The 19,687-nt window shown below is 55.2% G+C and carries 16 protein-coding genes; 14 read left to right on the top strand and 2 right to left on the bottom strand.

Annotated features, from left to right (window positions below):
• Positions 1–200: 200 nt before the first annotated feature.
• Positions 201–1,175, bottom strand: coding sequence for a hypothetical protein (locus ACIRQ6_RS05480; RefSeq protein WP_420863131.1), 975 nt, complete (start codon positions 1,173–1,175; stop codon positions 201–203).
• A gap of 256 nt (positions 1,176–1,431) precedes the next feature.
• Here ACIRQ6_RS05480 and ACIRQ6_RS05485 point away from each other — a divergent pair, with 256 nt between their 5' ends.
• From ACIRQ6_RS05485 to ACIRQ6_RS05530, 10 genes are all read left to right on the top strand, one after another.
• Positions 1,432–1,839 carry a globin domain-containing protein gene (locus ACIRQ6_RS05485; RefSeq protein ID WP_420863132.1) on the top strand — a complete coding sequence of 136 codons (408 nt, stop codon included), beginning with the start codon at positions 1,432–1,434 and terminating at the stop codon, positions 1,837–1,839.
• A 75-nt stretch (positions 1,840–1,914) separates the two neighbouring features.
• Positions 1,915–3,087: an FIST signal transduction protein gene (locus ACIRQ6_RS05490; protein WP_420863133.1), complete on the top strand. Its 1,173-nt coding sequence runs from the start codon at positions 1,915–1,917 to the stop codon at positions 3,085–3,087.
• Positions 3,088–3,100: 13 nt separating this feature from the next.
• Positions 3,101–5,893: a PAS domain S-box protein gene (locus ACIRQ6_RS05495; RefSeq protein WP_420863134.1), complete on the top strand. Its 2,793-nt coding sequence runs from the start codon at positions 3,101–3,103 to the stop codon at positions 5,891–5,893.
• A 4-nt stretch (positions 5,894–5,897) separates the two neighbouring features.
• Positions 5,898–6,509: a response regulator gene (locus ACIRQ6_RS05500; RefSeq protein WP_420863135.1), complete on the top strand. Its 612-nt coding sequence runs from the start codon at positions 5,898–5,900 to the stop codon at positions 6,507–6,509.
• Positions 6,510–6,705: 196 nt separating this feature from the next.
• Positions 6,706–7,215 carry a hypothetical protein gene (locus ACIRQ6_RS05505; protein ID WP_420863136.1) on the top strand — a complete coding sequence of 170 codons (510 nt, stop codon included), beginning with the start codon at positions 6,706–6,708 and terminating at the stop codon, positions 7,213–7,215.
• Between the two features lie 581 nt (positions 7,216–7,796).
• Positions 7,797–8,501, top strand: coding sequence for a GntR family transcriptional regulator (locus ACIRQ6_RS05510; RefSeq protein ID WP_420863137.1), 705 nt, complete (start codon positions 7,797–7,799; stop codon positions 8,499–8,501).
• Positions 8,491–9,399 (top strand): dihydrodipicolinate synthase family protein, encoded by a 909-nt coding sequence (locus ACIRQ6_RS05515; protein WP_420863138.1) that lies wholly within the window; start codon positions 8,491–8,493, stop codon positions 9,397–9,399. Before ACIRQ6_RS05510 ends, ACIRQ6_RS05515 begins: the two co-directional genes overlap by 11 nt.
• Positions 9,396–10,874 (top strand): aldehyde dehydrogenase, encoded by a 1,479-nt coding sequence (locus tag ACIRQ6_RS05520; RefSeq protein WP_420863139.1) that lies wholly within the window; start codon positions 9,396–9,398, stop codon positions 10,872–10,874. Before ACIRQ6_RS05515 ends, ACIRQ6_RS05520 begins: the two co-directional genes overlap by 4 nt.
• Positions 10,871–12,421 (top strand): trimethylamine methyltransferase family protein, encoded by a 1,551-nt coding sequence (locus tag ACIRQ6_RS05525; protein ID WP_420863140.1) that lies wholly within the window; start codon positions 10,871–10,873, stop codon positions 12,419–12,421. The genes ACIRQ6_RS05520 and ACIRQ6_RS05525 overlap by 4 nt, the downstream gene beginning before the upstream one ends.
• 1 nt (position 12,422) lies before the next feature.
• Positions 12,423–13,763, top strand: a complete 1,341-nt coding sequence (locus ACIRQ6_RS05530; protein ID WP_420863141.1) for an NAD(P)/FAD-dependent oxidoreductase — start codon at positions 12,423–12,425, stop codon at positions 13,761–13,763.
• 395 nt (positions 13,764–14,158) lie between these two features.
• On the opposite strand, the gene ACIRQ6_RS05535 is transcribed toward ACIRQ6_RS05530, so the two are convergent.
• The gene (locus ACIRQ6_RS05535; protein WP_420863142.1) at positions 14,159–15,379 is read right to left on the bottom strand and encodes an acyl-CoA dehydrogenase; all 1,221 of its coding nucleotides are present in this window, start codon (positions 15,377–15,379) and stop codon (positions 14,159–14,161) included.
• Between the two features lie 109 nt (positions 15,380–15,488).
• Here ACIRQ6_RS05535 and ACIRQ6_RS05540 point away from each other — a divergent pair, with 109 nt between their 5' ends.
• Genes ACIRQ6_RS05540 through ACIRQ6_RS05555 form a run of 4 tightly spaced genes read left to right on the top strand, consistent with a single transcriptional unit; the run spans position 15,489 to position 19,609 of the window.
• Positions 15,489–16,388, top strand: coding sequence for an AAA family ATPase (locus tag ACIRQ6_RS05540; protein ID WP_420863859.1), 900 nt, complete (start codon positions 15,489–15,491; stop codon positions 16,386–16,388).
• Between the two features lie 4 nt (positions 16,389–16,392).
• The gene (locus ACIRQ6_RS05545; protein ID WP_420863143.1) at positions 16,393–17,652 is read left to right on the top strand and encodes a vWA domain-containing protein; all 1,260 of its coding nucleotides are present in this window, start codon (positions 16,393–16,395) and stop codon (positions 17,650–17,652) included.
• Positions 17,649–18,620: an XdhC family protein gene (locus ACIRQ6_RS05550; protein ID WP_420863144.1), complete on the top strand. Its 972-nt coding sequence runs from the start codon at positions 17,649–17,651 to the stop codon at positions 18,618–18,620. Before ACIRQ6_RS05545 ends, ACIRQ6_RS05550 begins: the two co-directional genes overlap by 4 nt.
• Entirely contained in the window at positions 18,617–19,609 is a 993-nt protein-coding gene (locus tag ACIRQ6_RS05555; RefSeq protein ID WP_420863145.1) for a molybdopterin-binding protein, read from the top strand. The genes ACIRQ6_RS05550 and ACIRQ6_RS05555 overlap by 4 nt, the downstream gene beginning before the upstream one ends.
• Positions 19,610–19,687 lie beyond the last annotated feature (78 nt).

Consider the following 19,687-nt stretch of genomic DNA (forward strand, 5'->3'; position numbering starts at 1 on the left):
CGGTCAGATCGAGTACCGAATGGGGTAAATAAGATAGCAATTTAGACGCCTGTTACGTCCGCTCAGCAAATGCGTTCCAGCTTCACGCCGAACCTTACACCCGGATGTGATGCACAGTAGCGGCGGCCTGCCGGGTAATCCCAACAGGCCGGACCAAAACACCTATGTTTTGCGTGGCTGGATCCACCTTCGTTAACTGTCTACGCCAGTGTTAAACTGTGAAGAGGTCTTGGTTTGCCATTTTTTCGCGGTCCATTTTTTCGCTGTGCCGTTTTGAACCATGCGAAGATCCCACACAGCGATGAAAAGAACAAAAAAGCACTGGCTGGCAAGGGCACGGGCGTTACAGCGACCGGATCGCCAAAGGGCGCGTTTGCAAACATACTCAGGTCGCCATCAATAGCCGAAAAGACGGCGTTTTGGGATGGCCCACTTGTTTGGATCGATCCAAAATCGAGGCTCAGCGCATCGGTCAATTCATAGTATAAAATAGCTGCACCGGTGGCGTCCGCTTCGCCAAAATTTGTGCCGGGCCCGTTAAACAGCAAGCTGTTACCCTGGTCGGTAACCTGTAGGGCTTGGGGACTTGTCCCGGTTGCATAAGATACCAGCCCATCCGATTTTTGCGCGGTAAAGTATTCGGATTGAGAGGCTTCGCCATCAACGTCATAAACCGCAAGCTCGATGCTTTGCAGCAAAAGGGGCGTCAAGAACGTGCCAGACATCTGGCCTGTGCCTTCAAAAAACTCAAAGTGCATCGTAATCCCATCTTCCGCATTATCGATGCCATTGCCATAGTATAAAAACCCAAGGTCATCTTGAGGACCGCCCGGACTGTTGCGGTAATTGGGGATGTAGCCTGCATCACCAAAGTAATTCTGCGCCGCGGGATTTGTCTGGTCGGCGAAATTTGTATCGCCCTTGATCGTTGTCGTAATTTTAGCATCAACGGTTTGGCCATTCTCAGTCGCCACGTCTTTAAAATACAGGGTCCGTTGGGTCGCTGCGGCGCCAAGCAAATTCGATCCATCTGTGGCGCCTACCATTTTGTCGAAGGTCATTGTGGCGGAATTTGCCATGCCGGGCAGGGCCACAAGAATGCCAAATATCATGGTCTTTAGTAGGTTTGGGATGGTTTCTGGGCTGTGTGAAGTTGGGTGGTTAATCGAGGTCATCGTTACGCTCTCCATTCGGAAAAATGTGTTTCAATTGACCAAGTTTTTAAGGGATCACAGTGGTCGGCACATGCGAGCGCGTGGATAGTTCGGCTCTCTTTTGTGCAAAAGGTCGGGCGCAAAAGATCTGAAATGCACCAAAAGGATAGGTGTGCTATCCGGATCTGACGGGACTGAGCCAAAAGTTGTAAACGCTGGTCAATGCAGCGACCGGCGCGTTATAGACATCGTTGATGCGAACACAAAGGGTGACGCCATGCTTGATCTTACGGACACAGAAAAAGACTGCATCCGGGTTTCCTGGTCGAAGGTTATTTCGGCGCCCCAAACAGGTGCAGACTTATTTTACGGTCGCCTGTTCGAAGAAAGTCCTGAAACCCGCAAACTGTTCAAAAGTGATATGGCATCGCAGGGCCTAAAGCTGATGCAAACCATCAATGCGGTTGTCGATAATCTGGACGAGGATTTGTCGGAAACGGTTCTGCAACTGGGCACGCGGCATCAGGGATACGATGTCATGGAAGAGGACTATGCCAAGGTTGGGGCCGCATTAATCTGGATGCTGGACGCGATGGCCGGAAGTGATTTTGACCAATCTACTCAAGACGCTTGGGGTAAAGCCTATGGTCAGATTTGCACAGTTATGCTGCGCGGTTATGCCTGAACCTATACTTTAGGATATAAGTCTTCGCCTTTTGAGAGGATACCGATACGCCTTTGCGACTGTTATGCAGTGCGTATGCTCATCGAAACTCACGCCACGGCTGGAACGGATCGCGCGACGATTCAAAACCTTCTTGCGCCGCTTGAAGGACGCTCCCCTGATTTTTTGGTATTCCATTGCAGTTCGGCCTTTGATCTGGCTGATCTCAACACCCAGCTTGCACCAATCGCGGCCAATGCATTGCATGGTGCCACGTCGTGTTTGGGTGCGATGACCAATGCGGGGATGGCTGGAACACAAGGCAACGGAATTGGCTATTTTGCGCTTTGGGACGCGGACGGTTCGTTTGGCACCGCCGGTGCTAAAATAGTGGGCGATGCGGCGATTGCGGCCAGCACTGCTACGCGGACTGCTTTGGCGCGCGCTGATCGCTTGGGCGAGGCACCGGACTTGATATGGGTGTCCGCCAGTCCCGGTCAGGAAGAGGCGATTATTTGCGGCATCCAAGACGTTGTGGGTGCGGATATCCCCATTGTCGGGGGCAGTGCTGCGGACAACACTGTTGCCGGGCAATGGGCCATCTTTGGCTCTGATGGAATTATCGGTGATGGTGTGCAGATCTCGGTTTTGTTTCCATCCGCGCCACTGGCGGCTGAATTTCAAAGCGGTTACGCCCCATCAGGCCAATTTGCACACGCCACTCGGGCCAATGGGCGGCGTTTGTATGAATTGGACGGGCGTCCTGCGGTTGAGGTCTATCAGGATCTGACAGGCCTTTCATTTCAGTTGCCAACGGGGCCAGACCCGGTTTCGATCCTGTCGCACTCCAGTTTTCACCCGCTGGGGCGTAAACTGGGCGACGTGGCCAATATCCCGTATTACATGTTGATGCATGCTGCGTTCTTGCATGCGGACGGCTCGATCGAATTCTTTGCAGAGATCACTGAGGGCGCGCAGCTACATTTCATGAGGGGATCGCCACAAAGCTTGGTGGCGCGGGCAGGGCGCGTCGCGGCACAATCGCGCAAACAGCTGGATGCGGCACCCGCAGGCGCTTTGGTCATCTACTGTGCAGGGTGCATGTTGTCGATCACCGACCGCATGGACGAGGTTGCAGCAGGCATTGATCAAAGCCTCGATGGCGCGCCGTTTTTGGGCGTCTTTACCTTTGGTGAGCAAGGATATGCGCTAAACCAAGAGAATTCCCATGGGAACCTGATGATTTCGTGTGTTACGTTCTCGGCCTAAAGGCAGGGATCATATGGATACCGAAGAACAGTTACGCGAAGCCCTTTTTGAGCTGAACCAGCTGCGCAACAGCGAGTTGGCGCAGTTGTCACAGTCGCAGGCTGTTCTGGCGGGGTTGGAAAAGATCGCTGCCGCGGCAACACCAGATGCAGCGCTTGATGCCCTTTTGACCTCTGTGCGGGACAGTACGGACAGCGATGCGGCGTTGTTGTTGGAATGTGTGGACGCAAGATGCGAGGCCATCGCCAGCACAGATGCGGACCTTGGCGATTGCGCCTCGGTAGATGTGGATTTTATCACCAAACGTCCATTGCGGATCGTCGATTTGGCGGCTGTGACGCAGCATCTCGGGGCGCTGGGCGGCGATGGTCGCTACCTTTCGATGATTTCTGCCCCGTTTACAGTTCAAACTGGCGAGGTGTTGGTGCTTGTGTGCCTGAGCCATCAAAAAGCGAAACTGACCAAACGCGATCAACAGATCGCCGAACGCTTGATGTCCTTGGCCTCGCAGACCTTGGCAACAAAGAAATTGACCGACCAGAACGCGCTTTTGGCTAAAGTGCTTGATCGATCCTCGGCAAGTTTTTCGATTGCAGATGCAGATGATCCCGAATGCAGATTGATTTATGTGAATGAGGCGTTCGAGACCCTCACAGGCTATACCAAGGCCGATGTATTGGGGCAGAACTGTCGATTTCTCAGTGCTGAAGATCCCAAATCCGAGGTGCGCGGTAAAATCCGTGCGACCATAAAAGATCGTGTTGCGGGCGAGTTCGAAGTGCTGAACAAGCGTAAGGACGGCGTTTTGTTTTGGAACAACCTCAGTATTTTTCCTGTGGATGCAGGCAATAAGTCCTATTTGGTCGCAACCCAGTGGGATTTGACATCGCGGGTTGAGGCAGAACAGGATCGCGACCTGGCCCGCAAGCAGCTTGTTTCCGCCTTGGGCAGTGTCAAAGAAGGTATCGTTCTTCTGGACCCGTCTGATCGCATTGTCTTTGCCAATGATCAGTATCGCAGGTTTTATAACCTTGGCACGGATGCACTGGCCCATGGTGACGATTTTTGCAGGGCTTGGACCCAAGCCGGGTTGCGGCGCGGGTTAACCAAGTCAGAGGCATCCGCGCGGGCCATGTCCAAGTTGGCGGCACTCAAAAAACCCTGCAGTCAAAAAGAACGGACCCTCAAAAGTGGCTTTCAGGTCCTTGAAACGAATGCGGTGACATCTGTGGGCGGCATCGTTAGTGTCCTAAGCGATGTGACCGCGATAAAGGTCGTTCAACAACAGCTTTCCGAACGGGTTGCAGCCATCGATAGCGTGCAAGATGGTATCGCGATTACGGATGTGGAGGGGCGGTTTATCTACCAAAATCCAAGCCACATGCAGATGTTTGGCTACACAAAAGCGACTGAACTGATCGGGCGTAAATGGTCGGTATTGTATGAGCCAGAGCAAATGAAGTTTGTGCGGGATGTGGCCATCCCGACGATGATGGACACAGGCCAATGGCGTGGCGATGTGATGGGCCGGCGCAAAGATGGCAGCGCTATCGCCCAAGAAGTCACGCTGACCCAACTGGCAGGGTCTGGACTGATCTGTGTGACCCGCGATATCACGGACCGGATTCACAATGAAAAAGAACGCATAACATTGCGCGAACAGCTGCACACGGCCCAACGCCAAGAGGCGATTGGACAAATGGCAGCGGGATTGGCCCATGATTTTAACAATTGTCTGTCGGTGATCTCGGGCTCTGCAGCCCTTGCACTGGACGCCGTAACCAATGATGAACGCGTCCAGCACACCCAACGTATCATTGAAGCCAGCAAAAATGCCGCCGAACTGACCGGGCGACTGCTGCGCTTTGGGGGCCGTAATTCGCAGCGCAGTCGCTTGGATATACAAAGGCCAATCACCTCGGCCCTTGGGATGGTGCGTTCAAGTTTGCCAAGCCACGTGCAGTTGCTGACACAGTTTCCGGACACGCCGGTGATGTGTGAAATTGACCCAACAGATGTGTTGCAGGTGATGATCAATCTGGTGATCAACGCCCGTGATGCCATTGCCGACCAGCCGGGCATAATCCGCGTGGGCCTGAGTGATCTTGACGGTGCTGATATTGCCCAGCGAGGTATCCTTGGCGCGATCAACCCACAAAAGCGCTACGCAACGGTTTATGTCGAAGACGACGGCACCGGAATTTCTGACGACGATCTTAGCGCACTTTTTGAGGCGTATTTCACCACGAAATCGCAAAGTGGTGGGACCGGCCTTGGCCTGTCTGTGGTCCGCAGTTTGGTGCAGGCCAGCGGCGGCGTGATTGACGTCACAACACAGCTCGGCGCAGGCACGCGGTTCACGATATTCTGGCCCTTGGATGCTGCGTCGGTTGACGTTGAAAATGAGCAGGACGCAGATCCAGAAGTGGTCGATTTGTCTGGGGTAAAAGTGATCGTGGTCGATGATGATCTGCCTGTGGCAGACACCATTGCAACTCTTCTAGAAAAAGCCGGCTGCGAAACCATCGTTTGTGATGCGCCCGAGGATGCGCTTACTGTGATTGCAGACGATCCGGCCTACTGGGATGTGGTTGTGACTGACTACGATATGCCCGATATGAACGGCGCGGACCTCGCACAAAGAATTCGCAAAATTGCCGATAATCTGCCAATAATTTTGTGTACGGCTCTGCCAGTCTACATGGGACGTGCCCGTGATGGCGCCAATTTATTTGATGCAAGGCTGTCCAAACCAGTGAATGGCAAGCAATTGGTCTTTGAAATCGGGCGCACAATCGGAAAGTGAATGAATGAAGATTTTACTGGCAGATGACCACGATTTGGTGCGCGACACACTTGTGGCGTATTTTGAGCGCGACGCAGAATTCGAGGTGGTTCAAGCCCACGATTACCCATCTGCCTCGGTTGCGATGAAGGATCATGGCCCGTTTGCATTGGTTTTGCTGGACTACGGCATGCCAGGCATGCAGGGCCTGCGTGGCCTTGAAAAGGCATTGGCAGAAGGCGGCGGTGCGCCTGTGGCTGTTATTTCCGGCACCGCGGACGCCACAATCGCGACCAAAGCTATGGCGCAAGGGGCCATTGGGTTCCTGCCCAAAACGATGGCTGCAAAATCATTGGTGAATGCCGTGAAACTTATGGCTGCGGGCGAGAAATTCGCGCCTGTTGATTTTATGGCTGGCGGGAACGTGCCTTCAAACCCACTCGCAGACAAATTGACCAAACGGGAGATGCAGGTTCTGACAGGGCTGTCGAAAGGTCTGTCCAACAAAGAGATTGCGCGCGACACGGACCTACAGGAGGTCACCATAAAGTTGCACGTCAAAACACTGTGCCGCAAGTTGGACGCACGCAACCGTACCCATGCAGCGATGATTGCAAAAGATGCGGGGATCGTCTGAACTCTATCCTTTTGGATAGGCAAACGACCCATTGTTGCCCTCGATCATCCCTCTGATCACGCGACACGGATGGCTTGAATGGATATTTAGGGCAGGCACCATCACCCTATTTAACCAGTTCTCGGAGCATTCGATGTCCCACCGTCACGACCAAGTCCAAAAGCAGCGTTTTTTCTTAATGATGAACTGCGTTTGCTTGCTGAGTACATTTTTAATCGCGGCAATTACTTTGATTGTGGTGCTGAACCCCATCACAGATAGACGGCAAGTCAGCCCACAAACCCTTGAGAAAATCGACCAAGACGTTGCTCAGAAATATGAACATCTGTTGATCGAGGCCAAAGCCGCGATCCAACAAAAGGACCAAGCGCTGGACGCTATTCGGAGCGAGCTTCAGGCGGGATATGTGGTTGTCAAAGACTTTGAGGTCACCAGCCGCAACGAGGCGTCTTGGCTGTCCGAGCCAAAGTTGATGTTGGGGGTCAAGGCTTTGACGGGCGGGCGGTTGCACATTCAATTCGCCAACCGCAATGAATTTATCGCAGTGGGCGAACGCATCGATTTTGAATTTGAGGGGTGTGATTGTTTTATTCTGCTCAAAGCAAGCCGTCACGGACAAGCAAATTTTCGGTATGCCTGCACGCCAGTGGAGGGAAATGATGTCTCTAGTTCAGTTGCGTCCTTTGCCCAAGCACAGCTTCAGTAGGTTGACTGGCGGGATTGCCTCAAGCCGCGTGCGGGCGTGCATCGTGTGCCATGGCCAAAACAACGGCTTGCCACGATAAAAACGCCCTGATGACCGCGTTGTCAGCGTGGCAATAACCACTGCGCGATGGAACGGCCAATCCCGCTTGCGCCGACTGTTACTAATGTAACGTGTCCTGTAAACCGGGTCACCCTACAGGTTTCCCGCCAGTCACGTCCAACAGTTCCGCGCACATATGAGCTGCGTGATTGGGGCAGTATGAACACCCCAGCAGGACACCGTGTTGACGGTCGCGCCGACGCCAGTGGCGTAGTGGATGGCACGGGGTCTGCTAATGCGCCTTCCGGCAAGCCGCTAATGCTAATCCCCGCGGCGCCTCACCGGCCAAAAGGTTTGCGACCCGCAAAACCTCAAGGTTTGAGGAAAGTGCAAGAGGGGTGAACCCTTGGACCAACAAAAAGACGAACTCCTTTTTGGGGGGGGGGCGAATTTGGACGCGTTTCTTTCATTTATGGGATCAATTTTTCAGTGTTGACCTTGGTTGTGTCAAATTTGTATACAAAAAGTATAGGAGGGCGATAATGGCAAAACACAAAAAGGCACATTGTGCATCCGATTTACGTGCCCGCATTCTGACGCAAGACATTGCGCCGGGGTCCGATTTGGATGAAGCGAGCCTCGCTGAAACCTACGGCATATCCCGAACACCGCTGCGAGAAGTACTGCACCGCTTGGCGGGTGGTGGGTTTGTACGTCTTGAGGAAAATCGAGGTGCCAAAGTCGAGTCGATGGATTTCGCAACCATGCGGGTGTTCTTTCAAACGGCACCCTTGATTTATTGCTCCATTGCCCGTCAAGCCGCCGAAAATCGCACGTCCCGGCAGGTTGCCGATCTCAAGGAGACCCAGCGCGCTTTTGCCAGTTCGGCTCAGGACGGTGACGTTGGTGCGACAGCATTGCTGAACCATCAATTTCACGAACAGATTGGTGAAATGGCGCAGAACCCATATCTCATGGCAGGCCTTAAACGCATGTTGGTGGATCACACGCGCCTCAGTCAGACATTCTTTGCCCCGCAATCCGAAGCGGATCAAACGCGCGTCAGCAAGGCGATCGAACAACATGACGCGATGATTTCCGCAATTGAAGCGCAAGAAACGGCGCTCGCCATCGATCTGACACTGCAGCACTGGGATCTGTCGCGCGATCAGTTGGAAAAATACGTGCGCCCTGATCCCCTGCCTTTGGATGTCGTTTCTATGAAAGACCACCGCAATGCAATTTGAAGGTATCTACACGCCACTCGTCACGCCCTATAACGACGATTTTTCTGTCAACGAGGAGGCTTTGACCCAGACGGTCGAGCATCTGATTGCAGCAGGTGTTCATGGGATCATCGTGGCAGGATCCACGGGCGAATACTACGCCCAGACAGAAGCGGAACGCATCTGGATGATGAACCACTGTGCCGCTTTGATCGACAACCGTGTGCCCATGATCGTGGGCACTGGTGCCATTCGTACCGAAGACAGCATCGTGTTCGCGACGGAGGCCAAAAAGGCAGGTGCAGACGCTTTGCTGATTGCAACGCCGCCTTATGCCTATCCAACGGGGCGGGAGATCGCGTTGCATGCGCTGGCCATTGATCGCGCGGCAAACCTGCCTGTGATGCTGTATAATTACCCGGGTCGAATGTCAGTGAATATGGACGAAGAAACACTGGACCGGCTTGGACGTTCCCCCAACTTTTGCGCCATTAAGGAAAGCAGTGGCGACATCAATCGTGTCCATATGCTTGCCCGCGATTACCCGCATATCGCGCTGTCGTGTGGCATGGACGATCAGGCTTTGGAGTTCTTTGCTTGGGGTGCGCGCTCTTGGGTTTGTGCGGGGTCCAACTTTGCGCCCGAGGCTCATATCGCGCTCTATCAAGCCTGTGCTGTTGACGGCGACTTTACCAAAGGCCGTGCCATTATGTCTGCAATGCTGCCCCTGATGAGCGTGCTCGAGCAGGGCGGAAAATTCGTCCAATGCATCAAATATGGGCTTACACTGCGGGGCATCGATGCAGGTCCGCCGCGCCGCCCACTGCAGCCTTTGAACAAAGATGACAAACGCCAATTGGCTGAAGTGATCCGGACCATGAACGCCACGATTTCCAACATCACTGGAGAAGCCATATGAGCGACCTTCTGACCCAAGCCGAATATCAGGCTATAGCACAGGATCTGGATTTCCCGCGTACGGCCTTCATTGACGGGAAATATCGCGCGGGTTCTGGTGCCACATTCATGACGATCAACCCCGCCACAGGCAAAGATCTTGCCGAAATATCCGGGTGTAATACGGCAGATGTGGATTTTGCTGTCAGCAAAGCCCGTGAGGCTTTTGAGCAGGGGCACTGGTCGAAGCGTCACCCGTCCGAGCGCAAAGATGTGCTGATCCGCCTGTGCAAATTGATCACCCGAAATCGGCGCGAATTGGCGGTGATGGAATCCTTGGACAGCGGCAAACCGATCCTTGATTGCGAGACTATTGACGTTCCTGAAACGATCCATTGTATCAAATGGCACGCCGAAGCGATCGACAAGATCTACGACCAAACCAGCCCGACAGGTGACGATGCGATTTCTATGATCGTGCGCGAACCCATTGGGGTGGTCGGGGCGGTGTTGCCGTGGAATTTTCCATTGATGATGTTGGCATGGAAAATCGGACCTGCGCTGGCAGCAGGATGTTCTGTCATTGTCAAACCAGCCGAACAAACCTCACTTACGGCGTTGCGCGTGGCCGAACTGGCGCATGAAGCAGGGGTGCCGCGCGGGGTCTTGCAGGTTTTGCCGGGCGATGGGCCAAGCGTCGGGGAACCTCTGGGGTTGCATATGGACGTGGATATGGTCAGTTTCACCGGCTCAACGGAAACCGGCAAGCGGTTTTTGCGCTATGCGGCGGACAGCAACCTTAAGAAGGTTGTGCTGGAATGTGGGGGCAAGAACCCTGCGGTGGTGTTTGACGATGCGGAACACCTTGATCATGTGGCCGAACATGTGGTCAACGCGGCATTCTGGAATGCGGGGCAAAATTGCTCGGCCACGTCGCGGCTGATCGTGCATAAATCCGTCAAAGCACCCTTGATGGAACGGATCGAAGCGCGGCTGCGGGATTGGAAGGTGGGCGATCCATTGGATCCCGGCACGCATATTGGCGCGTTGATCGATGCAGAGCATTGCAAAAAAGTCCGTGGCTTTCTGGACAAGGCCGACCAAGGGGAGGGCGCGTTTGTCTTTCCGGTTATCTATGACGTCAGCAAAGATGATCCAAAGGCGCGCGACGAGATTTTTGGCCCCGTCTTGTGCGTCATTGAAACGGCCAGCAACGATGAAGCCATCGAGATTGCCAACCAAACCGACTACGGCCTTGCTGCCTCCGTCTTTACGGCCAACACGCGGCAGGCCATCCGCGCGGCCCGCGATATTCGGGCAGGCACTGTGACTGTGAATTGCTATGGCGAGGGCGACATCGCGACGCCGTTTGGGGGCTATAAGCAATCGGGCTTTGGTGGCCGGGACAATGGAATTCATGCCCATGACCAGTTCACCGAATTGAAAACAATCTGGATCGATCTGAGCGATCCCACAAGCGGAGATCATGTAGGATGAGTGTAGAAGCGGTTGGCACGACCCGTCGTGGGCGCGGAGCACGCAGGGCCGTGCGCCAAAAGCGCGATGTGGCGATGCTGCCTGCACTCAAGCGGGGCATACCGCTGACCGAACCCATGAGCGCGGAACAGGTCGAAAAGATCGACGCAGCGTCTTTGAGTATCCTCGAAGATGTTGGTGTGGTGTTTCGCGATCCGATTGCGCTTGAGGATTGGACGCGCGCAGGTGCGGATGTCCGCGGCGAAACGGTGCATCTGGATCGTGGTTTGGTACGCGAGCTGATCAAATCTATCCCATCAAGCTTCACGTACCACGCCCGCAATCCGGCCAATAACTTGCCCTTTGGCAACGATCATTCGATCTTTGTGCCGATGACGGGTGCGCCTTATTTGCGCGATCTGGACGACGTGCGCCGCAATCCCACGCTGGAAGATTTGGCGAATTTCCACAAGCTTAGCCATATGCTGCCTGCGATCCATTCTTCCGCGCACCATATCGTGGAACCCTACGATCATCCGATCAGCCAGCGGCATTTGCGCATTACCTATTCGTCGATGAAATATTCCGACAAGACGTTCATGGGGATGACGACCAGCCCCAAGAATGCGGAAGACGTCATGGACATGTGCGCCATCCTGTTTGGCAAAGAGTTCATGATGCAAAACCCGGTTGTGACAGGCAATTGCAATGGCAATTCTCCGCTGGTGTGGGATGAGACAATGTTGGGCGCCATGCGCGCTTTTGCCAAATACAATCAGCCTATTTTGTGTTCACCGTTTGTTTTGGGCGGGGCCAACACCCCTGCTGGGGTTGCGCCGACTGTGGCCCAGCTGAATGCTGAAGCTTTGAGCGGCCTTGCCTATACGCAGGTTGTTCAGAAGGGTACACCGGCGATCTACGGGCACTATTTGTCGACTGTCTCGATGAAGTCCGGTGCGCCGATGGCGGGCACGCCAGAGATCAGCCTGATGAACATGATGATCGGGCAAATGGCACGGTTCTATGACGTGCCTTGGCGAACTTCGAACACCTTAGGCGGCGCCAAGACCTTTGACGCGCAAGCGGGCTATGAAAGTGCCAGCACCATGATGGCCGTCTTGATGTCAGGTGCGAATTACATTTGGCATTCTGCTGGTTGGAACGAGGCGGGCATGCATTGTTCCATGGCCAAGTTTGTCGTGGATGCGGAACAATGCGCCATGGGGCACCGGATGGTCTCGGGCATCAAATGGGATGACTTTGACGAAGCACTGCAAGCGGTGCGCGACGTAGGCCCTGGCGGACATTACCTGGGCCATCCGCACACGCTGGAGAACTTCCAGCAGGCGTTTTTCATGCCCGAGATGTTCGACAATAATTCGATCGAGCAATGGCAGGCAGATGGGGCTGTTGAGATCAATGAACGTGCCTTGCAGCGGGTGCGTGATTTGCTGAACGAGTACGAAGAACCCAAGCTTGATCCCGGCGTAAACGAGGCATTGCTGGACTATATCGCGCGGCGAGAGCGCGAAATTCCAGCGGCAGACGCGCTCAATCAGGATTATTGACATGAGCAGGATCGAGGTCAGTAAACTGCCCATTGATCCCGGCCCTGCTGCCTGGAATGACCTTCTTGAGCCTGCTGCTGCGTCCCAATCGCTCGACGCCGAGCTGACGGCGGATTGGCTGGTGATCGGCGCCGGATTTGCAGGGCTGGCGGCAGCGCGGCGGTTGTCACAGCTTTGCCCGAGTGACCGGATTGTCGTGCTTGAGGCGCGACGGGTTGCCCAAGGCCCGGCGGGACGAAACTCGGGCTTTATGATCGATCTGCCCCATGATCTGTCATCCACTGACTATGGCGGGGCATTAGCGCAAGACAAGACACTGACAGCAGACAACCGTCACGCCATCGCATTTGCCGCTGACATGGCCCGTGACTTTGGCATGAGCGCAAGCGTTTTTTCCAAGAGTGGCAAGGTCAACGGCGCGGCAACTGCGAAAGGAGATGCGCACAACCGAGACTATGCAGCGCATCTTGCAGCTATGGGCGAGGCGTCAGAAATGCTGGACGGTGCTGGAATGGAAGCCCTGACAGGCACGACATACTATCGCAGTGGTCTTTACACAGCTGGCACCGCTATGATTCAGCCGGCTGCTTATGTGCGCGCTGTGGCAAAGGGCCTGTCTTCCAATCGGGTCCAAATTTTTGAAAACAGTCCGGTGACGTCCCTTTCGAACAACGGCACTTGGACTGCTCAAACACCTGCAGGACGGGTGCAAGCGCCAAAAGTCATTTTGGCGGTGAATGGCCATCTGAACAGTTTTGGTTTTCTAAAGAACCAGTTGATGCATGTTTTTACCTATGCATCCATGACCCGCCCGCTGACAACGTCGGAAATGGTTCGTCTGGGCGGAGATTCAGTTTGGGGGATCACACCTGCAGATCCGATGGGCACCACCGTGCGTCGTATTACAACCGCAGAGGGCGACCGGATTGTGATCCGCAATCGCTTTACGTTTGACCCAAGTATGGAAGTGGACCAGCGCCGTATCACCTGTGTGGCGCGCGACCACGACCGTGCTTTTGCCGCACGGTTCCCGATGCTGACCGGGGTTGAGATGCAATATCGCTGGGGTGGGCGGCTGTGCCTGAGCCGCAACAACGTCTCTGTGGTGCGCGAACTTGAAAACGGGCTGTTTTCGGCGTGCTGCCAAAACGGGCTGGGCACAACACGCGGCACCCTGTCGGGAATGCTGGCCGCCGAACTGGCGACAGGAACGAACTCTGAACGCCTCGATCGAGCGCGCGCGGCACCGCAACCTAGCAAACTACCACCGCAGTTCATCACAAAAACTGGCGCAACAGCGGTTCTCAAATGGCAGGAAATGAAAGCAGGCGCAGAGCTTTAGTTCCATTAAACGTCAGCCCAAGAGAGGAACAAAGGTCTATTAAACCACCTTTTTCAGATCTTGATATCCAGCCAGAAGACCGAGACTTTACAAAGACAACAGCCTTCCGATTGCTCTTATATCCAAAGGAATACGGTTGCGCTGGTCTTTTGGGCGCTGCTCTTGCCCGCTAACACCACTGGCACGTTGGGCAGCCTCAAGGGTCAACTGCTCGACGTCTTTAACGGCTTTTACGTCTATAGTATTAAGCAGAGCCTTCGATGATTGCCTCAGCTGCCACCAACCTGCCAAATATGCCAAGAGGTTCGCACCACTCTTGTCTTCGGTTGCTAAAAACAGACACTGGTTCGCCGCATGGCAACTTTCGGCTCAAGCGTAAAGCAGACCCTTAGCCCTTAGAAAAACGCCTGCAACCCTGTCTGCGCACGTCCCAAGATCAGCGCATGCACGTCGTGGGTGCCTTCATAAGTGTTCACTGTCTCAAGGTTCACCATGTGGCGCATAATCTGGAAATCCTCGGAAATCCCGTTGCCGCCGTGCATGTCGCGGGACATGCGGGCAATATCCAACGCTTTGCCGCAGTTGTTGCGCTTCATCAGGCTGATCATTTCGGGGGCGGCGCGGCCTTGATCCATCAGCTGACCCACGCGCAAGGCACCCTGCAAACCCAATGTGATCTCGGTCTGCATATTCGCCAGTTTCAACTGGAACAGCTGGGTTTGGGCGAGGGGCTTGTCGAATTGTTTGCGGTCCAACCCGTACTGGCGGGCGGCGTGCCAGCAAAACTCGGCAGCCCCCATAACCCCCCAAGCAATGCCATAGCGCGCGCGGTTCAAACAGCCAAACGGGCCCTTGAGGCCTTGCACACCGGGCAAAAGCGCGTCTTCGCCCACATCGACACCGTCCATCACAATCTCGCCTGTGACCGACGCCCGCAAGGACAGTTTGCCAGCGACTTTGGGCGCCGAAAGGCCGGTCATGCCTTTTTCCAGAACAAAGCCACGGATTTTGCCGCCGTGGGCTTCGGATTTGGCCCAGATCACAAAGACATCGGCAATGGGGCTGTTGGAAATCCACATCTTGGATCCGGTAATTTTATATCCCGTCGCGGTTTTTTCAGCGCGGGTTTTCATGCCAGCGGGGTCCGAGCCCGCGTCGGGTTCTGTCAGGCCAAAACAGCCAATCAAATCGCCCGCGGCCAAGCCAGGCAAATATTTCTGACGCTGCTCTTCTGACCCGTATGCATAGATCGGGTACATCACCAAGGACGACTGTACCGACATCATCGACCGATAGCCGCTGTCCACACGCTCGACTTCGCGGGCCACCAAACCGTAGGTGACATAGGATGCGCCAAGCCCGCCGTATTCCTCGGGAACCGTCAGGCCCAGCAGGCCCGCATCGCCCATTTCCTTGAAAATTTCGGGGGCGACAGTGGCCTCGCGGTAGGCTTCGACCACGCGCGGCTGCAATTTGTCTTGCGCAAAGGAAGCTGCCCCGTCGCGCAACATCCGCTCGTCCTCGGTCAACTGATCCTCGAGGTAGAACGCATCGGCCCAGTCAAAGCTGTTCAGATCCGGGGCGTCTTTGGTTTTGATGGCGGTTGGGGCGTTCATGGCGCAGTCTCCCTTTGGGTTTGGCCATAGCCTAAACCTGTCACAATGGACAGGCAATGGCTTGACCATTGGCTGCGACAATGCAGCTATGGGGCGGGGGAGGCATTACATGCACAGCATCGATCAGGTTCAAACCGACTTAGCCGCCGTGGATTATGTTTGCGGGCGCGATTTGGCGACACTGGTTTTTCTGGCTTTGAAACTGGGCCGACCATTGTTTTTGGAAGGCGAGGCGGGCACAGGCAAGACCGAGATCGCAAAAGCAATTGCCGCCAGCTTGGGCCGCAATCTGATCCGGTTGCAGTGCTATGAAGGCTTGGACGCGGCATCGGCGGTATACGAATGGAACTTTGCTGCGCAAATGGTGGCAATCCGTGCGGCAGAAGCCGGCGGTGACGTGGACGCAAAGGGCCTGCAAAAGGATCTTTTTGGCGAAGCATTCCTGACCGAGCGGCCGTTGTTGCAGGCGATGCGTCCAGATCCCAAAGGCCCGCCTGTACTTTTGATCGATGAGATTGACCGCACTGATGAGCCGTTTGAGGCATTTTTGCTAGAGGCTTTGTCGGATTTCCAAGTCACCATTCCCGAACTTGGGACCATCAGTGCGCCCGAGCCACCCATTGTAATCCTGACGTCGAACAGGACGCGCGAAGTGCATGATGCGTTAAAACGGCGCTGCCTCTATCATTGGGTGGACTACCCCGATTTTGATCGAGAGATCGAAATCCTGCAAGCCCGCGCGCCAGAGGCCTCAGCCGCCCTATCACGTGAAGTGGTGGCCTTTGTTCAACGTCTGCGTGGCGAGGATCTGTTCAAAAAACCGGGTGTTGCGGAAACGATCGACTGGGCGAAATGTCTGCTGGCCCTCGATATGATCAACCTGTCGCCTGAGGTTATCGCTGACACATTGGGGGCGATCTTGAAATACCAAGACGACATTCAAAAGCTGCAAGGATCCGAGGCAAAACGCCTGCTTGATGAGGTGAAATCCACTTTGGACGTGGCCTGACGCCATGCGCTTGCCCGAACTTCATCTGCCCGATGATCCGAAATTGGCTTATAACATTACACATTTTGCCCGGGCTTTGCGCGTGGCGGGTCTGCCCATTGGTTCTGGTCGTATTCTAGATGCGTTAAAGGCTATTGAGGCGGCAGGGTTTTCCCAAAAGCAGGATTTCTATTGGGTGCTGCATGGTTGCTTTGTTTCCAAGCCTGCCCATAAAATCATTTTTGCACAGGTTTTTCGGCTTTATTGGCGAGATCCGCAATATTTGGAACATATGATGGCGCATTTGTCGCCTTTGGTGCGTGGCGCCCAAGAAGACCGCACAGCCCAAGCTGCGGAAAAACGCGCGGCTGAGGCGCTGTTGCAAGGCGTCGATCGGGATATGCCGCCCGCGCCAGACGAGGCCGAAGACACAGAGGTGGAAATTGACGCCTCGCGCACGGTTTCTGGTGCGGAACGGCTGCGGCATTTGGATTTTGAACAGATGTCCGTGACAGAGATGGCGCAGGCCAAGCGCATGATCGCCACTCTGCGGTTGCCGGTACAGCCACTGGTGTCGCGCCGGTTTGAACGCACGAACGGAAAAGGACAAATAGACGGGGCCCAGACCCTGCGTGCTGCCATGCGGCGGGGCGGACAGATCGAGGATCTGGCGCGCAAAGCCCCCCGGAACCGCTGGCCCAATCTGGTGTGTTTGTGCGATATCTCTGGGTCGATGTCGCAGTATTCGCGGGCCGTACTGCATTTTTTGCATGCTGTCAGCAATGCCAAAGGGGCCGGCTGGTCCAAGGTACACGGCTTTACCTTTGGCACCCGTTTGACAAACATTACCCGGCATCTGGCCACGCGCGATGTGGATGTCGCCTTGGCCGCGGCAGGGGGCGAGGCGCAGGATTGGGAAGGTGGCACCCGGATCGGGGCCTGTTTGCACCAGTTCAACCGCGATTGGTCGCGTCGCGTTTTGGGGCAGGGTGCTGTGGTTTTACTTATCACGGATGGTTTGGACCGGGACGACCCTGCAGACCTAAAACGCGAGATGCAGCGGTTACGGCTGTCGGCGAAGCGGGTGATATGGCTTAACCCGCTGCTGCGCTGGGAAAAATTCGCCCCAAAGGCAGGCGGGATAGCGGCCATGATGCCCTATGTGGACACATTTCGCGCAGGCCATAACATCGCAGCGCTTGAAGGGCTTGCACAGGCCTTGGGAAAGTCTGAGGATGGCGGCGAAAAAGACCGTATGTTGGCGATGATGCGAGACGCTGGATGAGCCCTGATTTCAACGATATTCCCGCCATTGCTTTGGAATGGCACCGGGCCCGCAAGGGGGCTGCGATTGCAACCGTCGTGCAAACATGGGGCAGTGCGCCGCGGGCTGTTGGCAGCATGCTGGTGGTGTCGCGCGATGGAGATATGCAGGGATCTGTATCGGGCGGATGTGTCGAGGGCGCTGTAGTTGTAGAGGCCATGGAGGCGCTAGAGGACGGCACCCCGCGCTTGCTGGAATTTGGCGTCAGCGATGATGAGGCTTTTGCCGTGGGTCTTGCCTGCGGGGGCACCATCAAGGTTCTGGTTGATCCTGTGGGGCACGGTATGCCGTTGGATTTGTTGACAGAATTGGTGGCTGCACGCGCCGCCAAACGTTCTGTTGCACTGACCACGGATCTCAAAATCTGGGATCGTGGCCTGACCTATGGGCCGACGGGTCCTTGGGCAGATCGGTTTATGTCCGACAAAAGCGGGATTGAGCAGGATCTGTTTGTTGGCATCCACAATCCCCCGTTGCGCATGGCCATCATCGGCGGTGTGCATATCGCGCAGGCTTTGGTGCCCATGGCGCGGATTGCGGGTTTTGAGCCGATCGTCATTGACCCGCGCGAGGCATTTGCCCACCCGGATCGTTTTGGGGACACGCCGATTTCCAATGAGTGGCCGGATGATGCGCTGTTTGCGCTCAAGCCCGATCACAGAATGGCTGTAGTGACCCTGACCCATGATCCAAAATTGGATGATCCAGCCATCGAAATGGCGCTCAAAACCAAGTGTTTTTATCTGGGCTGTCTTGGGTCCACACGCACCCATGCAAAACGCTTGGATAGGTTGCGCGCCTTGGGGGTGGGTGAGGCAAATTTGGCCCGGATCAATGGACCTGTGGGACTTGATATTGGCGCTAAAAACCCATCCGAGATCGCGATTTCCATCATGGCCGAAGTGATCTCGGCATTGCGGCAAAGATGAAGTTTGGCCCCTGTCGCGTTGATCAGGCCAAAGGCGCAATTTTGGCCCATTCGGTCAGCCTGCCCAGTGGGGCGATCAAGAAGGGATCGGTTCTGACCGAGGCCCATGTGGAGGATCTGATCAAAGCGGGGATCGCCAGTATTGTGGTGGCCTGTCTGGCGCCCACGGATCTTGATGAAAATGCGGCGGCGGCGGCTTTGGGTGATGGGTTTTCGCCTGCATCAAACGGCCTCAGAGCCAGCGCTGCACATACGGGCCGGGTCAATCTGTTTGCCCAGATCCCCGGCGTGATCGAGATTGATAAAGAGGCCATCAACGCATTCAATCGGGTCAATCCGATGATCACTATCGCCACTGTGCCCGCGCATCAGCGGCTGGTGGCAGGCGACATGGTGGCCACGATCAAAATCATCGCCTACGGGGTGCCCAAATCAGATGTGGACCGGGCTGTGGATCTGGCCGGTGGTGCCTTGACGCTGCGAGCACCAATTTTCAACAACGCGGTGTTGATTGAAACGCTGGTGGCGGACCAGTCAATTGGATCAAAGGGCTATGATGCGTTGAGCCGTCGATTGTCCCGTTTGGATGTGTCCCTTGGGCAGCAGACAACCTGCGATCACACAGTGGATGGTTTAGCGGCTGCCTTGATGCAGACACCCGCAGAGGTCATTTTCATTCTCACCGGTTCTGCCACTTCGGACACAGAGGATGTTGGCCCATCGGCTTTGCGCAAAGCTGGCGGTGTGGTTACATATTTTGGTATGCCTGTAGATCCGGGAAACCTCTTGTTTTTGGGGTATTTAGGCCACCGTCCCGTGATTGGCTTGCCTGGGTGTGCCCGCTCCGTCGCCCTAAATGGGGCCGATTGGGTGCTGGAACGCGTGCTTTGCGGTCTGCCGGTTGGACCTGAGCAGATCCAAGCCATGGGGGTGGGCGGTTTGCTGAAGGAAATCGCCCAGCGGGGCCATCCGCGAAATTCCAAGGCGTAGGCAGTGGCATGGGCCAGAGCCAGGGCAGTCACAAAAAACCCGCCTCAAGGGCGGGTTCATCTGTGTGATTTGGCTTTG

The sequence above is a fragment of the Algirhabdus cladophorae genome, assembly GCF_044772865.1.
In the GTDB taxonomy this organism is placed as follows: domain Bacteria; phylum Pseudomonadota; class Alphaproteobacteria; order Rhodobacterales; family Rhodobacteraceae; genus Algirhabdus; species Algirhabdus cladophorae.

What these genes read in the sequence shown, in the direction of transcription:
- ACIRQ6_RS05510 (WP_420863137.1), top strand. Translation starts at nt 7,797, where the DNA reads ATGGCAAAACACAAAAAGGCACATTGTGCATCCGATTTACGTGCCCGC.
- ACIRQ6_RS05550 (WP_420863144.1), top strand. Translation starts at nt 17,649, where the DNA reads ATGAGCCCTGATTTCAACGATATTCCCGCCATTGCTTTGGAATGGCAC.
- ACIRQ6_RS05500 (WP_420863135.1), top strand. Translation starts at nt 5,898, where the DNA reads ATGAAGATTTTACTGGCAGATGACCACGATTTGGTGCGCGACACACTT.
- ACIRQ6_RS05540 (WP_420863859.1), top strand. Translation starts at nt 15,489, where the DNA reads ATGCACAGCATCGATCAGGTTCAAACCGACTTAGCCGCCGTGGATTAT.
- ACIRQ6_RS05535 (WP_420863142.1), bottom strand. Translation starts at nt 15,379, where the DNA reads ATGAACGCCCCAACCGCCATCAAAACCAAAGACGCCCCGGATCTGAAC.
- ACIRQ6_RS05530 (WP_420863141.1), top strand. Translation starts at nt 12,423, where the DNA reads ATGAGCAGGATCGAGGTCAGTAAACTGCCCATTGATCCCGGCCCTGCT.
- ACIRQ6_RS05515 (WP_420863138.1), top strand. Translation starts at nt 8,491, where the DNA reads ATGCAATTTGAAGGTATCTACACGCCACTCGTCACGCCCTATAACGAC.
- ACIRQ6_RS05545 (WP_420863143.1), top strand. Translation starts at nt 16,393, where the DNA reads ATGCGCTTGCCCGAACTTCATCTGCCCGATGATCCGAAATTGGCTTAT.
- ACIRQ6_RS05525 (WP_420863140.1), top strand. Translation starts at nt 10,871, where the DNA reads ATGAGTGTAGAAGCGGTTGGCACGACCCGTCGTGGGCGCGGAGCACGC.
- ACIRQ6_RS05485 (WP_420863132.1), top strand. Translation starts at nt 1,432, where the DNA reads ATGCTTGATCTTACGGACACAGAAAAAGACTGCATCCGGGTTTCCTGG.
- ACIRQ6_RS05490 (WP_420863133.1), top strand. Translation starts at nt 1,915, where the DNA reads ATGCTCATCGAAACTCACGCCACGGCTGGAACGGATCGCGCGACGATT.
- ACIRQ6_RS05480 (WP_420863131.1), bottom strand. Translation starts at nt 1,175, where the DNA reads ATGACCTCGATTAACCACCCAACTTCACACAGCCCAGAAACCATCCCA.
- ACIRQ6_RS05495 (WP_420863134.1), top strand. Translation starts at nt 3,101, where the DNA reads ATGGATACCGAAGAACAGTTACGCGAAGCCCTTTTTGAGCTGAACCAG.
- ACIRQ6_RS05555 (WP_420863145.1), top strand. Translation starts at nt 18,617, where the DNA reads ATGAAGTTTGGCCCCTGTCGCGTTGATCAGGCCAAAGGCGCAATTTTG.
- ACIRQ6_RS05520 (WP_420863139.1), top strand. Translation starts at nt 9,396, where the DNA reads ATGAGCGACCTTCTGACCCAAGCCGAATATCAGGCTATAGCACAGGAT.